The organism is Streptomyces sp. NPDC002004 (assembly GCF_053593975.1).
Window position 1 is genome coordinate 225,997 of sequence record NZ_JBSFDP010000001.1, and the last position, 14,303, is coordinate 240,299.

A 14,303-nucleotide genomic window follows, 5' to 3' on the forward strand; every position below is an offset into this window, starting at 1 on the left:
CCGTGGCCACGGTGCCCGTGGCCAGGACCGAACCGGCGAGGATCAGCGCGAAGGCGGTGAGGACGCCGGGGGTGAGCGGTTCGCCGAGGAGGGCGGCGCCCGCTGCCACCGCCACCGCCGGGTTGACGTAGGTGAAGACGACCGCGCGGGTGGGTCCGGCCTCGCGGATCAGTTCGAGGAAGACGACGAAGGCAAGGGCGGTGCAGACGGCGCCCAGACCCGCCAGGGACGCCCAGACGGCGGCCGACGGCGGGGTCGCCGGCCAGGTGGCGGCGGCCACGGGGGCGTACACGAGTGCCGCGAGGGCCAGGCAGGGGGCGATCAGCTGAAGCGTCGGCACCTGCTTGAGGTGGCGGGCGACGACCAGCGGGGCGATGGCGTAGCCGAGGGCCGTCAGCAGCACCTCGGCCAGCGACCAGGCGTCGCCGCCGGACAGGTGCGGGACGGTGAGGACGGCGACTCCGGCGAGCCCCAGGCCGAGGCCTGCAAGGCGGCGTATCCCGAGGTGTTCCGGCGTACCGAAGTGGCCGCCGAAGCCGCGCGAGGCGACCAGGCCGATGATCGGCACGGCCGCGATGAGCAGGCCGGACGTGGAGCTGGAGAGATGGCGTTCGGCGTCGGTGAGCGTCCACCACGGACCGAGGATCTCCAGGCAGGCGAAGGCGAGCATCGGACGCCAGTGGGTGCGCAGGACCCGGCCGAGGCCGCCCTGGCGCATGGCGAAGGGCAGGAGCAGTACGGCGCCGAGCGCACAGCGCACAAACACCACCCCGGTCGGGGGCATGCCCCCGACCGCGACTTTGATCATCAGGTAGGGGATGCCCCAGATGACACTCATCAGGGCGAACAGCAGCCAGCCACGTGCAGTCATACCGGCAGTGTCGGAAGGTTCACCGCTCAATGTCTTGAACGTCGTTGCGGACTGCGCCGCTGCGCGCGCTGTCGCGGATGCTCCTGCCGTACGCGGCCGGGGTCACCCCCAGCACTCGGCGGAACCAGCGCGTCAGATGCGCCTGGTCGGCGAAGCCGACGAGGCCCGCGACCTCTGCGGGGCGGCAGCCCGCGTCGAGCAGCGCCCGGGCCCGGGTGACCCGGTACTGGGCGAGCCAGGCGTACGGCGGCATGCCCATGGTGTCGCGGAAGACGCGGAGCAGCTGGTAGCGGGAGAGCCCGAAGTCACCGGCCAGCACGGTGAGGGAGGGCGGGGCGAGCAGTTCGTCGGCGAGCCGGTCGCGCACGGCGCGGGCGATGCCGTGGGCGCCGGGAAACACGTCCCGGGCCGGTCGCGCGCGGCCGTGGCGCCGGGCGAGCGCGGTGATCAGCCACGGCAGCCGCGACTCGGCCTCCAGCGGGTCGAGGGGCCGGGCGCTGAGTTCCGTGTGCGCGGCGCGGATGGCGGCGGCGAGTTCGGGGTCGTCGAGCACCGGCTCGGGGAAGTGCGGCAGTTCCGCGGCGCCTTCCGCGAGCAGGGCCGGCGCGGGGTACAGGGCCCGGTAGGCGTACCCGTCGGCCGTGCCCGGGCCACCGGTGTGGATCTCGCCCGGGTCGAGCACGACGATGGAGCCGGGTCCGACCTCCAGCCGTCCGCCCCGGTAGTCGATGATCTCGGAGCCTCCGACACAGACGCCGATCGTGTACTCGTCGTGGGCGTGCGGGGCGTAGACGTGCTGGTCGAAGCGTGCCGTCAGCAGATCGAGCGACTGCCCCGCGCCGAGCGGCGTCCGCGTCCATATCGCAAGCTCGCGCCCCGCCGCGGCTCGCTTCCCACCACCCACCGCCGTACCCATGACCGGAGAACGCCTGCGCGGCCGGATTCCATCCCCGAGCCGCGGTGCCGGGCGCGGCGGGGCGGGGCCTCAGAGGAAGTCGCCCGTGTCCAGCTCGAAACCAAAGGGCTCTGGCAGGGCGAGAATCTTCCCGAAGGGGATCGTGGTGTGCTGCCGGTAGTCCCCCCGCTCCGGGTCGCTGAACAGCGTCACCGATGAGGCCTCCCGGTCCACGAGCAGGTACAGCGGAATGGCGCCGCGGGCATAACAACGGCGCTTGCTCTCGCGGTCGGCCTGCGGCCTGGTGGACGTGACCTCGACGACCAGGGCGACGCCCTCGCAGGGCATCCAGGGATCCGCGGACCGGTAGAGCCGGAGCCTCCGGGGGGCGAACGTGCCGTCCGGGATCACGTGATTCGTGGGGGAGCCGCCCTCGCTCTCCACCTTCAGGCCCTTGTTCCCGGAGAATTGCATGTCTGTCCGAGAACACCTGTACACCTGGTTCAGGACCAGCTCGATGTAGTCCTCGTGGTCCCCGTCCGGCGGCGGCGTCACGACGATCTCCCCCTCGATCAGCTCCGCCCGGAAACCCTCCGGAGTGTCAAGGGCGAGAAACCCCTCCAGCAGGACCTCTTCCCGCGTGAGCGGTTCGTGAGCCATGGCAGTCATGTCACGCCCCTCCTTCGGTCGCCCGCCAGACTGGGACATCGGTGGATCACCTGTCCGTGAGATCGAGAGTGGTTCCCTCGATCGTGGCACACGACCAGGGGCCCCGTCAGGGTTCGCCGGGCGCGGCGGGTGGCGCACGGCGAACGCCTTGCGGGCGGGCGGCGGCAGGCGGCTTGACCTTCACGCAACGGCAGGGTCTGTACTGGCCCCATGCGGATCGGAGAGATCGCCGCGGCCGTCGGTGTCACGACGCGGGCCGTGCGGCACTACCACCATCTGGGACTGCTCCCGGAGCCGGAACGGCGGCCCAACGGCTACCGCGTCTACACGCTGCGGCACGCGGTCGTGCTGGCCCGGATACGCCGGCTGACGGAGCTGGGGCTCGGACTCGCCGAGGTGCGGGACGTGCTGGCGGACGAGCGCACGGGGGTGCCCCCGCTCGAGCGGGGCCGAGAGTCGGGGAGGGAGCTGGCGGAGGTGCTGGCCGAGCTGGACCAGGACCTGGCGCGGCAGGAGGCCGCGATCCGGGAGCGGCGGGCACGGCTGCGGGAGCTGCTGGACGACGCGGAGGCGGGGCGGCTGCCCGCCGATGCGCCCGTGTCCCCGGAACTGGGTTCGCTGCTGCGCGAGTTGGACCGCGCGGACGTCGGACGGACGGGGCCGGCGTCGCCGATGGCGGCGAAGGACCGGGAGCTGCTCGCCCTGATCGAGACGACCGCCGCTCCGGAGGACCGGGACCGGCTGATGGGCGCCCTGCGCGACACGGCGTCGGCCCCGGGAGCGGCGGAACGCGCGCACGACGTGTACGCCCGCCTCGACGCGCTCGCGGACGCCCGGGCGGACGATCCGCGCGTGGACGAGGCCGCGCGTGCGCTCGCGGACTGCCTGCCCGAGGGCCTGCTCACGGACCGGGCGCCCGAGCCGGCCGCCGACGACGCCTTCCTCAGCGCCTTGTTCGCCGACTTCGCGCCCGCCCAGGCGGAGGCGGTGCGGCGGGCGATCCGGATGGTCGCCGAGCGGGACGGCCGATGAGGACCGTACGGGCGCTGGCGGCGCACGAGACGAGGGTGCTCGTCAGTCTCGGGCTGTGGCTGGCCGGGCGCAGGCACGGGGTGCGGGGCCGGGAGCGGGCCTTCGGGTACGCGCGAGGTCAGGGCGCCGTGATGGCCGGGCTGACCGTGGTGTGTCTCGTCGAGACCTTCGGGATGTCCGTGCTGCTGCGCGGCCTGCCGGTGCTGCACGGTGTGGTGCTGGTCCTCGACGTCTACACCGTGCTGCTGGTCGTGGGGCTGTACGCCGCCTCGGTGACCCGGCCGCATGTGCTCGGGCCCGCTGCGCTGCGGATACGGGACGGCGCCCGCGTCGACCTCACGGTGCCGCTCGACCGGATCGCCGCCGTGCGGCGGGAGACCCGCTCGACGCACGAGCCGCGTGACGGCGAGCTGAACCTTCCGGTGGGTGCGCAGACGTCGGTCACCGTCGAACTCGCGGAGCCGGTGGGGTACGTCCCCCTGCTGGGGCGCCGGTCGGCCGACGTGCGGCTCGTACGGCTGCACGCGGACGATCCGGAGCAGCTGGTCCTGGCGCTCACGCGGGCTCGAACAGGACCTTCGCCGAGCCGGGGCTCGCCCGGGTGAGCCGGACCCGGAGGCGTTCGCCGAGAGGCAGGGGCGCTTCGGGGCTCTCGACGGCGGCCACCACGGCCGGGGTGTCGAGCTGGACGGTGCCCTTGGTGGGTTCGTCCTGCTCGACGTCGACCACGCAGGCGTCGAAGACCTCGCCGACGCGGTTCTCCAGCACGGCGGCCTCGACGACGTCGACGCAAGCGCGCTCGACGGTGTTGGCCCGGCGGGTGCCGTCGGCCATCTCCCGCGGCAGGCCGTCCAGGGCGGCGAGCACCCAGTCCGGAGGCCGTGTCCCGGCGACGGCAGCGAGGCACAGCTCGGCCGCGTACCGGTCGACGAGGCGGCGCAGGGGCGCCGTGCAGTGGGTGTAGGGCGCGGCGACGGCGGCGTGCACGGCGTGCACGGGAACGGCGCCGTCCCGGAAGACGGTGTAGCCGGCGCCGCGCAGCAGGGCCGTGCACTCCTGGAGGAAGGCGGCGTGCCGCGGCTGCCCGGGGTCCAGCGAGCGGATGAGCGTGGCGTAGGGCACGTGGTGCGGCCAGTCGATGTGCAGCGCCTTGGCGGTGAGGCGCAGACGGCCCACCGCACCGTCGGGCGCGGCGGGCAGGGTGCGCAGCACACCCGTGCCGGAGTCGATCATGACGCGGGCGGCGGCCATCCCGGTGAGCAGGGAGATCTGCCCGTTCCAGGCGTACGCGGGCAGCGGGGCACGGTACGCGAGCGCATAGCCGTGACCGTGCTCGACGACCTCCTGCTCGGGGACGTTGAGGGAGATACCGCCCCGCTCGACCTCCAGCTGCTCGCGGAGCTTGCCGATCTCGGCGAGCAGGGCGAGGGGCTCCTCCGCGGTGCCGGTGTCGAGTTCGCGCTGGACCCCCGCGTAGTCGAGCCGTGCGCGGCTGCGGACGAGGGCGCGGCGTACGTCTGTGGCGACGGCGCGGCCGTCCGCGTCGAGGTCGACGGTCCACAGCACCGAGGGGCGGGTCTGGCCGGGCAGCAGGCTCGCCGCGCCCTCGCCGAGCACGGCGGGGTGCAGCGGGACGGGCTCGTCGGGGAAGTACAGCGTGGTGACCCGCCGGTGCGCCTCGGTGTCCACGGCGGCCCCCGGGTCGACGAACGCGGCGACGTCGGCGATGGCGTAGCGGACGCGGTAGCCGCCCTCGGGGCGGCGGGACAGGTGCATCGCCTGGTCGAGGTCCCTGGACGCGGGCGGGTCGATCGTGCAGAAGGGGACGTCGGTCGCGTCGTGCTTCGGGAGGCGGGGGTCGCGTGCAGTGCGTTCCGCCTCGGCGGTCACCGCGGGCGGAAAGGCCTCGGGTACGCCGAGTTGTGTGCGGAGGCTTCGCAGAACGGTGCGCAAGGGGGCCTCGGGGGTCGCTGTCACGTGCACGTGGCGGTGCATGTGCTGAGCGTATGGCGGTGCGGCCGGCGCGGCACGCCGTGCGCCCGGGGGTCCGTCCGCCGCCGGCGGTGGCAGCCGGGCCGTGCGGAGCCCGTAATCTGGCGCGGGGCCGCACCCCCTCCGTCGCTATCAAGGAGAACCGCATCGTGCTCGTGTTGTTGCCGCCGTCCGAAGGCAAGGCCTCGTCCGGGAACGGGGCTCCGGTGCAGCTCGAGGGGCTGTCGCTGCCGGGTCTGAACGAGGCGCGGCGGGCCGTGGTGCAGGAGCTCGTCGAACTGTGCTCCGGGGACGAGGACAAGGCCCGTGAGGTGCTCGGTCTGAGCGAGGGGCTGCGGGGCGAGGTCGCGAAGAACGCGGAGCTGTGGACCGCGGGGACCCGCCGGGCCGGGGAGATCTACACCGGGGTGCTGTACGACGCGCTGGACCTGGCGTCGCTGGACGCGGCGGCGAAGCGGCGGGCCGGGCGCTCGCTGCTGGTCTTCTCGGGGCTGTGGGGCGCGGTCCGCACCGGGGACCGCATTCCGACGTACCGCTGCTCGATGGGCGTGAAGCTGCCGGGGCTGGGGGCGCTGGGCGCGTACTGGCGGCCGACGATGGCGCAGGTGCTGCCCGAGGCGGCGGCCGACGGACTGGTCCTGGACCTCCGGTCCTCGGCGTACGCGGCGGCGTGGAAGCCGAAGGGCGAGGTGGCCGCCCGCACGGCGACCGTCCGGGTGCTGCACGCGCAGGTGGTCGACGGGGTCGAGAAGCGGTCGGTGGTCAGCCACTTCAACAAGGCGACCAAGGGGCGGATCGTACGCAGTCTGCTGACGACGGGCGCCGCGCCGAAGGACCCGGCCCAGCTGGTCGAGGCGCTGCGCGACCTCGGGTACGTCGTGGAGGCCGAGGCGCCCGCGAAGCCGGGGAAGGCCTGGGCGCTGGACGTGGTGGTGACGGAGATCCACTGACGCGAGTTCGCTGACGCGAGGTCCGCAGACGCGCCCGCAAGGCTCCGGCGCCCGGGCACGCGGTGCCGGGGTCGGTGCCGAGTGCGGGGTGCCGGTGTCCGCGTCTGCGCCTTCGTCCGGCGTCCGGCGTCCGCGTCGAGGCGGGCCGTGCGCGAACCCATCATCACGTTGCAACATGTGCAACGCCTTTTGCGCATGCTGCGCGGATCGCGGCAGGATGAGCGCATGACCTCGCCCCTGCCTTCGTCCGCGCCGTCCCCGGCCGCGTCACCGGTGCCGGTTGCGTCCCCCTCCCCCGTGCCCTCCGTCCTGGATCTCGCCCCCGTCGTCCCCGTGGTCGTCGTCCAGGACGTCGCCGACGCCGTGCCGCTGGCGCGGGCACTGGTGGCGGGCGGGCTGTGCGCGATCGAGGTGACCTTGCGGACACCCGCCGCGCTCGACGCGGTCCGGGCGATCGCCGACGGGGTGCCGGACGCGGTGGTCGGCGCGGGCACGGTCGTCTCGCCCCGGGACGTGTCCGACGCGGTGGCCGCAGGCGCGCGCTTCCTGGTGAGCCCGGGGTGGACGGAGCAGCTGCTCGACGCGATGAAGACGTCCGGGCTGCCCTTCCTGCCGGGGGTGTCGACCACGTCGGAGGTGGTCGCGCTGCTGGAGCGCGGGGTGCGCGAGATGAAGTTCTTCCCGGCGGAGGCGGCGGGCGGCACGGGGTATCTGATGTCGCTGGCCGGGCCTCTGCCGCAGGCTCGGTTCTGCCCGACCGGCGGCATCGGCATCGCGTCGGCGCCCGCCTATCTCGCCCTGGGCAACGTGGGCTGCGTGGGCGGCTCGTGGATGGTGCCCGGTACGGCGGTCGCAGCCGGGGACTGGGGCCGGATCGAGGCCCTGGCGCGCGAGGCGGCGGCACTGCGGCCGTAGGCCCGTCGCCCGACTCCCGGCCGCCCCGGCGAGGAGCCGCCCCGGCGAGGGGGCGCCCACCCGCCGGGTGGTCCCGGTCAGCGCAGGTGGGACGTGTCGTTGAGGAGGCGCAGCGACGCGTTGCCGTCGGTGTAGTACGCCAGGGCGGTGAGCGAGGCGGCCGAGATCTCCATCCGGAACATGGACTCGGGCGGCGCTCCGAGGGCCAGCCGCACCAGGGTCTTGATCGGCGTGACATGGGTGACCAGCAGGACCGTACGGCCCGCGTACGCCGCAGCGAGCCTGTCGCGGGCCGCGGCGACCCGGCGGGCGACCGTGGCGAAGCTTTCACCGCCGCCCGTCGGCGCCGCCTTGGCCGAGGCGAGCCAGGCGTCGAGGTCCTCCGGATGGCGTGCGCGGACCTCCGCGAAGGTCAGCCCCTCCCAGGCACCGAAGTCCGTTTCGCGCAGGCCCTCTTCGACGGTGACGTCCAGGCCGAGACGGGCCGCGACGACCTGGGCCGTCTCCCGGCACCGGCGCATCGGGGACGTCACGACGGCCCCGATGGTGCCGCGCGCCGCGAGCGCGGCGGCGACCCGGTCGGCCTGGCGGCGTCCCACGTCGGACAGGGCCGGATCGGTGCCGGTGCTGCCCGAGAATCGCTTCTCCGGCGTCAGCCTGGTCTCGCCGTGGCGCAGCAGGACGAACGTCGCCGGGGTACCGAGGTCGGGCTGTGCGACGCGCCGCGCCGCCCGCCGGTCCGCCTCGGCCTTCGCCTCACCGGCGCCGGAAGCCCCCGCGCCGGAAGCCTCCGCACCGGAAGCTCCGGCACCGGACGTTCCGGCGCCGAAAGCCTCCGCAGCGGGCGTCCCGACACGCGTCGCCTCCGCGGCCGCCGTCTCCGCAGCCGATGTCTCCGCCGCCTCGCGCCGCGTCCGGGTGCCGGCGAGCGCCGCCCGGGCCCTTGCCGCCCCGGCGGCCGCATCACCCGGCGGAGCGGCCGGGACCGGCACCGCACCCGCGCCGCGCCCGTCGGCCGCTGCGTCGAGTTCCGCGGTGGACGCCGACGGCGACCACTGCTCGCCCCGCCGCCCCGCATCCATCGCCTCGTTGGCCAGCCGGTCCGCGTGCTTGTTCCGCTCGCGCGGAATCCACTCGTAGGTGACCCTCCCGGGCGGGAGGACGGACCCGGCCTCCGCCGCCAGGGGCTTCATGTCCGGGTGCTTGATCTTCCAGCGGCCGGACATCTGCTCGACGACGAGCTTGGAGTCCATACGGACCCTGACGCTCGCGTCCGGGTCGAGGGCGCGGGCCGCACGCAGCCCGGCCACGAGCCCCCGGTACTCGGCGACGTTGTTGGTGGCGACGCCGATGAACTCGGCGGTCTCGGCCAGGGTCTCCCCCGTCGCCGCGTCGATCACCACGGCGCCGTAGCCCGCGGGCCCCGGATTGCCCCGGGACCCGCCGTCGGCCTCGACGATGAACTCCCGCACCCCTGAAACTCCTCAGAGGCCGGACTCGGAGGTGCGCACCAGGATGCGGCGGCAGTTCTCGCACCGCAGGACCGTGTCGGGCGCCGCGGCCCGCACCTCGGCGAGCTCGGTGATCGCCAGCTCCTGGCGGCAGCCCTGGCAGGTGCGCTGGTACAGCTTGGCCGCACCGATGCCGCCCTGCTGCTCACGCAGCTTGTCGTAGAGCTTCAGCAGGTCCGCGGGCACGGAGGCGGCGACGACCCCGCGCTCCTTCGTCACGGAGTCCGCCTCGCCGTCGATCTCCTGGAAGGCCGCGTCACGCCGCCCGGTCGCGTCGTCGATCTTCGACTGCACGGAGGAGACACGCTCTGTCAGCTCGGCCACCCGCTCCTGGGCGGACTCGCGGCGCTCCATGACCTCCAGCACCACGTCCTCCAGGTCGCCCTGGCGCTTGGCGAGTGAGGTGATCTCGTGCTGGAGGTTCTCCAGGTCCTTGGGCGAGGTGACGGCGCCGGAGTCGAGGCGCTGCTGGTCGCGGGCCGCGCGCTGGCGCACCTGGTCGACGTCCTGCTCGGCCTTGGTCTGCTCGCGGGCGCAGTCGCCCTCCTCGGTCTGCGCGGCGACGAGCAGGTCGCGCAGCTGGGTGAGGTCCTTGGTCAGCGACTCGATCTCGGCGTGCTCGGGCAACGACTTCCGCTTGTGCGCCAGCTGCTGGAGGCGTACGTCCAGGGCCTGGACGTCGAGGAGTCGGATCTGGTCGGCGGGCGCGGCGTTCAGTTGGGGGCTCCAAAGGGATCGGAAGATGCGGGTACCCCCTGCTCGGGCGTGGCCGAGAGCTCGGGGGAGGAGGATGCGGACGCCGCGTGGGCGGTCCAGGGGTCCGTGACCGTCTTCGAGACGTGGACGCGCAGTCCCCATCCGTGCCGGTCGGAGATCTCGTCGAGCTGGGCGGCGGCCAGCTCGCACCACGGCCACTCGGTGGCCCAGTGCGCCGCGTCGAGCAGCGCCAGGGGGCTCTGCTCGCGAGCCTCGGACGCCGGGTGGTGGCGCAGGTCCGCGGTGAGGAACGCGTCGACGCCGGCGGCACGGACGTCGTCGAAGAGGCTGTCGCCGGAGCCGCCGCTGACGGCGACACTGCGCACGAGCGCGTCGGGGTCGCCCGCGACGCGGATGCCCTGCGCGGTGGCCGGCAGCCGCTCGGCGGCCCGTGCGGCGAGCTCGCGCACGGTCATCGGACGGTCCAGCTCGCAGACCCGGCCGAGGCCCCGGCGTCCCTCCGGGTCGGACGGATCGGGGACCAGAGGGCGCACCACGCGCAGGTCGAGGGCGCCGGCGAGGGCGTCCGACACTCCGGGGTCGGCGCGGTCGGCGTTGGTGTGCGCGACGTGCAGGGCGACGTCGTTCCTGATCAGCGTGTGGACCACACGGCCCTTGAACGTCGACGCCGCCACGGTCGTCGTACCGCGCAGATAGAGCGGATGGTGGGTGACCAGCAGCTGCGCGCCGAGCTTCACCGCCTCGTCGGCGATCTCCTGCACGGGGTCGACCGCGAACAGGACCCGGGTCACCTCGGCATCGGGGTCGCCGCAGACCGTCCCCACCGCGTCCCAGGACTCGGCCCTCTCACGGGGCCAGAGCGCGTCGAGCGCGGCGATGACTTCAGACAGACGGGGCACGGGAAAAGGCTACCTTTCCTTCACACCGGCGTGACCAGTCGCTCCCCGCCTCCGCGGTGCCGGCCGTGGACCGGCCATGGGGGCACCGGCTCAGCACATGTATGCACGTCACCTCAGGTGAATCGGTTCATCACCATCCTTATGCGTGAAGAGGCCGTCGCCGGTGCCACGCCACCGGGTACGAAAACTAGCTTCGTCGCCGGAGGTGACCGAGCGATGACGGCCTGTGTGATCGAGGGCACTGCTGCGGACGAGGGCGCTGACGGGGACTACGGCGCACGCCCGGACGGCGGCATCGACGAGACAACCGCCACGGACCACGGGTCCGGGGCGCCACGCGGGTCCACGGCCGGCGACGGCGTCGGGAGCGGGGCCCGCCCCGGGGCGGTGCGGCCCGGCTGCGTGATCGCCGCCGACGGGTCGTACGCCGCGCGGCTCGCCCACCGCGACGGGTGCTGGTTCCCGGAGCGCTGGACGCTGAACGGGCCCGAGCCCTATGCGGTGCCGCTGCCGGGCAACCAGCCGGAGCGGCCGGGCAGCGAGGTGCTGCCGCTGCCGGACGGGCGGGTGCTCATCCACCGGGAGGCGGACGGGCGGCACCACTTCTCACTGATCTATCCGACGGGGCCGGGCACGGGTGAACTCCCGCTCGGGGCCGTGGAGGGCGCCGGGTACGACACGGTGACGCTGCTGCCGCCGGTGCCCGGATGCGGTGCGGCCGCCTACGCCCTGGCCGTCGGGGAGCGGTCCGGCGCCGTGTGGCTGGTGACGAACGGCGGCGGCGGTCCCGTGTGCGTCGCCGAGATCCCCGGGCGCTGTTCCGGCGGTGTGTGGCTGGACCGGGCGGGGCGGCTGCTCGCGCTCGACCGGGAGTTGGACGGGCGCGCCAAGACGGTCGTGGTCGACCTGGCCCGTGGCGGCGAGGTGTCGCCGCTGCTGGAGATCACCGAGGACAGCGTGGACCGGCTGCTGCTCGCGGACGCCGACAGCGGATTGCTGCTGATCCGCTCGGACGCCCCGTCGCCCGGGCACGAGCGGCTCGGCTGGGGCGTCCTGGGCAGCACACTGCCGGTCCGCTTCCCGGAGTCGCTGCGGCTGCCGGACTGCGCGGTGACTCCCTTCGCGGTGCAGCCGCGGCAGATGCTCACACCGGAGAGCTGTGCCGTGGGGCTGCGTCTGGACGGGCCCGCGGGCAGCCGGCTCGGCATCTGGCGGCCGGTCGGCGGACAGGTGCGTCAGCTTGCCGCGCCCGAGGGGTGGTTGACGGGCGCGGGGCTGTGGACGGCGGGCGGCGAGCTGTGTCTGCCGTACGCGACGCGGGAGGTGCCGTGCGGGGTCGCGCGGCTGTCCTCCGCCGGGTCTTCACCGGAACTCCGCACTCCTCCCGAACCGGTCGCCGCGCGTCCCGTTCCGCTGCAGCAGGCACCGCTCACGGGCCGGTGAATGGGCCGTTAGAGTGGCCGGGCTGCACTGAAAGATCTCTGACGGGGTGACGTTTTTCCGATGGCTGAAACACGCAGTGGAATGGAGTCGGCGGCCGAGACGCACGGGGGTGCGGGGGCCGAGGGGCACGGGAAGCACCGGGGGCCCGTGTCGGCACACGACGAGGAGGCGGCGCCGCGCGGGCGGCACCGCAGGCCGGGGGGCGACACGGCCGACGCGGCCTGAGCCGCCGCATCGCGCTGCCCTCCGGCGCCGGGGCCCGGGTTTCAGGCCCGGTTCCCGGCACCGGAGCGGCGGCGACGGGGCCGTACGACCGAACGGCCCCCGCCCTAGACGCGTTTGAGGCCCAGTACCTCCGCCGCCGCGAACGTCTCGTTGCGTGGACGGTCCGCGTAGTGCGGGCCGAGGAGAGCGTCCAGTTCGTCGTAGGTGAAGGCGTCCTGTTTGGAGTCGAACTTCGCGGCCACCCTCGGGCGCTCCATGACGGCGACCATCCCGCCGTGGACGACGAGGAGCTGACCGTTGACGTTCGCCGCCGCCGGGGAGGCCAGATAGCCGACCAGCGGGGCGACGTGCTCCGGCGCCAGCGGGTCCAGCTCGCCCTCGCCCGGCTCGGCGAAGCCGGCGAAGACGTCCTCGGTCATCCGGGTACGGGCACGCGGGCAGATCGCGTTCGCCGTCACACCGTACTTGCCCAGGGCCAGTGCGGTGGACGTGGTCAGGCCGACGATGCCGCCCTTGGCCGCCGCGTAGTTGGGCTGTCCGGCCGAGCCGGCCAGGAAGGCCTCGGACGAGGTGTTGACGATCCGCCCGTACACCGGGCCGCCCGCCGCCTTGGACCGCTCGCGCCAGTGCACGGACGCGAAGTGCGTCGTGTTGAAGTGTCCCTTGAGGTGGACACGGATCACGGAGTCCCATTCGTCCTCGGACATCGAGAACACCATGCGGTCGCGCAGGATGCCCGCGTTGTTCACGAGGATGTCCAGCTTGCCGAACTCCCGGACCGCGAGCTCGACCAGGCCGTGGGCCTGCGTGAAGTCGGCGACGTCGCCGGTGTGCGCGACGGCTGTGCCGCCCGCGGCCCGTATCCCGGCGGCGACCTCCTCGGCGGGACCCGCCGACGCCTCGCCCGAGCCGTCGCGGCCGGGCCGCCCGTAGTCGTTGACGACGACGCTCGCGCCGAGCCGGGCCAGTTCCAGCGCCTCGGCGCGGCCGAGGCCCCGGCCCGCGCCGGTGACGATCGCGGACAGCCCCTCGAGTGGCAGTGACATCTGGGTCGGAGTCCTCTCAGATCTCGATGCACGTGCGCAGCGCGACGCCGGTGCGCATCTGGTCCAGCGCGTCGTTGATCTCGGCGAGCTGCACCCGGTGGGTGATCAGGTTCTCCAGGTCGATGCGGCCGGCCCGCCACAGGGCGATGGTCCGCTCGTAGGAGCGCCGCACATCGCCGCCGCCGTACAGGGACGGCAGGATCCGCTTCTCGTCGAAGAACAGCTCGAACATGTTGAGCTGGAGGAAGTCGTCGAGGGCGCCCGCGCCGACGACGCACAGGGTGCCGCCGCGCCGCGTCGTCTCGTAGGCGGTGCGGGCGGTCGCGGACCTGCCGACCACCTCGAAGACGTAGTCGAAGCCCTCGCCGCCGGTGATGCGCTGTTTGGCGTCGCCGAGCGCGTCCGGTGCGACGGCCTCGGTGGCGCCGAACCTCAGCGCCGCCTCGCGCCGGGACTCCACCGGGTCGACGGCAACGATCTGCGCGGCGCCCTTGAGGCGTGCGCCCTGGATCGCCGAGATGCCGACGCCGCCGCAGCCGATGACGGCGACCGACGAACCGGCCTCCACATCGGCGGTGTTGACGGCGGCGCCGAGCCCGGTGGTGACGCCGCAGCCGATGAGGGCGGCGATGTCGAAGGGCACGTCGTCGGGGATCGGGACGGCGCAGCCGGCGTCGACGACGAGTTCCTCGGCGAAGGTGCCGGTCCCCGCGAAGCCGAAGACCTCGGAGGAACCGCCGCCGGAGCGCCGGAAGTTGGGCACGCCCGCGTTCATGAAGCCGGCCAGGCACAGTTCGCTCTGGCCGCGCAGACAGGCGGGGCAGGTGCCGTCGGCCGGCAGCCAGCACACCAGCACCCGGTCGCCGGGCTTGACGCCCGTGACGCCGTCGCCGACGTCGACGATCTCACCCGCGCCCTCGTGTCCGGGCACGAACGGCGCGGGCTGCGGCAGCACCCCGCTCATCGCGGAGAGGTCGGAGTGGCACAGCCCGGTGGCCCGGATCCGGATCCGTACCTTGCCCGGGCCGAAGCCCACCGCCTCCACGTCGTCGAGTACGTCGAGCTTGTCCTGGCCAATCTCGTGCAGTACGGCTGCGCGCATGCTCGCGGCTCCTTCGTACGACGGTGTGGGCTGAGC

At 73.9% G+C, this 14,303-nt stretch carries 13 protein-coding genes and 1 pseudogene; 5 read left to right on the forward strand and 9 right to left on the reverse strand.

Translation table 11 applies throughout. From position 1 onward, the window contains the following. Positions 1–31 precede the first annotated feature (31 nt). The 3 genes and pseudogenes from ACWCP6_RS00960 to ACWCP6_RS00970 all read right to left on the reverse strand — a co-directional run. Positions 32–871 (reverse strand): annotated as a pseudogene (locus tag ACWCP6_RS00960) (DMT family transporter); the annotation flags it as partial. 19 nt (positions 872–890) lie between these two features. Continuing rightward, positions 891–1,787 carry an AraC family transcriptional regulator gene (locus ACWCP6_RS00965; protein WP_450930173.1) on the reverse strand — a complete coding sequence of 299 codons (897 nt, stop codon included), beginning with the start codon at positions 1,785–1,787 and terminating at the stop codon, positions 891–893. A 69-nt stretch (positions 1,788–1,856) separates the two neighbouring features. Beyond that, positions 1,857–2,426: a Uma2 family endonuclease gene (locus tag ACWCP6_RS00970; protein WP_450930535.1), complete on the reverse strand. Its 570-nt coding sequence runs from the start codon at positions 2,424–2,426 to the stop codon at positions 1,857–1,859. A gap of 219 nt (positions 2,427–2,645) precedes the next feature. Here ACWCP6_RS00970 and ACWCP6_RS00975 point away from each other — a divergent pair, with 219 nt between their 5' ends. After that, the gene (locus tag ACWCP6_RS00975; RefSeq protein ID WP_450930174.1) at positions 2,646–3,467 is read left to right on the forward strand and encodes a MerR family transcriptional regulator; all 822 of its coding nucleotides are present in this window, start codon (positions 2,646–2,648) and stop codon (positions 3,465–3,467) included. Continuing rightward, positions 3,464–4,072 (forward strand): hypothetical protein, encoded by a 609-nt coding sequence (locus tag ACWCP6_RS00980; RefSeq protein ID WP_450930175.1) that lies wholly within the window; start codon positions 3,464–3,466, stop codon positions 4,070–4,072. The genes ACWCP6_RS00975 and ACWCP6_RS00980 overlap by 4 nt, the downstream gene beginning before the upstream one ends. Here ACWCP6_RS00980 and ACWCP6_RS00985 read toward each other — a convergent pair. Next, positions 4,023–5,462: an RNB domain-containing ribonuclease gene (locus ACWCP6_RS00985; RefSeq protein ID WP_450930176.1), complete on the reverse strand. Its 1,440-nt coding sequence runs from the start codon at positions 5,460–5,462 to the stop codon at positions 4,023–4,025. The genes ACWCP6_RS00980 and ACWCP6_RS00985 overlap by 50 nt on opposite strands. 146 nt (positions 5,463–5,608) lie before the next feature. Here ACWCP6_RS00985 and yaaA point away from each other — a divergent pair, with 146 nt between their 5' ends. Next, on the forward strand, positions 5,609–6,409 hold the full coding sequence (gene yaaA, locus ACWCP6_RS00990; RefSeq protein ID WP_450930177.1) for a peroxide stress protein YaaA: 801 nt from the start codon (positions 5,609–5,611) through the stop codon (positions 6,407–6,409). Positions 6,410–6,634: 225 nt separating this feature from the next. Then, complete coding sequence (eda, locus tag ACWCP6_RS00995; RefSeq protein WP_450930178.1) at positions 6,635–7,324, forward strand: bifunctional 4-hydroxy-2-oxoglutarate aldolase/2-dehydro-3-deoxy-phosphogluconate aldolase; 690 nt, start codon at positions 6,635–6,637, stop codon at positions 7,322–7,324. A 77-nt stretch (positions 7,325–7,401) separates the two neighbouring features. Here the strand turns inward: eda and ACWCP6_RS01000 are convergent, their stop codons facing one another. The 3 genes from ACWCP6_RS01000 to ACWCP6_RS01010 are packed head-to-tail and all read right to left on the reverse strand — an operon-like array spanning position 7,402 to position 10,451. Continuing rightward, a complete protein-coding gene (locus ACWCP6_RS01000; protein ID WP_450930179.1) occupies positions 7,402–8,796 on the reverse strand; it encodes a bifunctional RNase H/acid phosphatase in 1,395 nt (464 codons plus the stop codon). Between the two features lie 12 nt (positions 8,797–8,808). Then, positions 8,809–9,552 carry a zinc ribbon domain-containing protein gene (locus ACWCP6_RS01005; protein WP_450930536.1) on the reverse strand — a complete coding sequence of 248 codons (744 nt, stop codon included), beginning with the start codon at positions 9,550–9,552 and terminating at the stop codon, positions 8,809–8,811. Further along, positions 9,549–10,451, reverse strand: coding sequence for a Nif3-like dinuclear metal center hexameric protein (locus ACWCP6_RS01010; protein WP_450930180.1), 903 nt, complete (start codon positions 10,449–10,451; stop codon positions 9,549–9,551). The genes ACWCP6_RS01005 and ACWCP6_RS01010 overlap by 4 nt, the downstream gene beginning before the upstream one ends. A gap of 216 nt (positions 10,452–10,667) precedes the next feature. On the opposite strand from ACWCP6_RS01010, the gene ACWCP6_RS01015 reads away from it, so the two are divergent. Next, positions 10,668–11,894, forward strand: a complete 1,227-nt coding sequence (locus ACWCP6_RS01015; RefSeq protein WP_450930181.1) for a hypothetical protein — start codon at positions 10,668–10,670, stop codon at positions 11,892–11,894. Between the two features lie 329 nt (positions 11,895–12,223). On the opposite strand, the gene ACWCP6_RS01020 is transcribed toward ACWCP6_RS01015, so the two are convergent. Both ACWCP6_RS01020 and ACWCP6_RS01025 read right to left on the reverse strand, forming a co-directional pair. Beyond that, complete coding sequence (locus ACWCP6_RS01020) at positions 12,224–13,165, reverse strand: 3-oxoacyl-ACP reductase (protein WP_450930182.1); 942 nt, start codon at positions 13,163–13,165, stop codon at positions 12,224–12,226. 16 nt (positions 13,166–13,181) lie between these two features. Beyond that, entirely contained in the window at positions 13,182–14,267 is a 1,086-nt protein-coding gene (locus ACWCP6_RS01025; protein ID WP_450930183.1) for a Zn-dependent alcohol dehydrogenase, read from the reverse strand. Positions 14,268–14,303 lie beyond the last annotated feature (36 nt).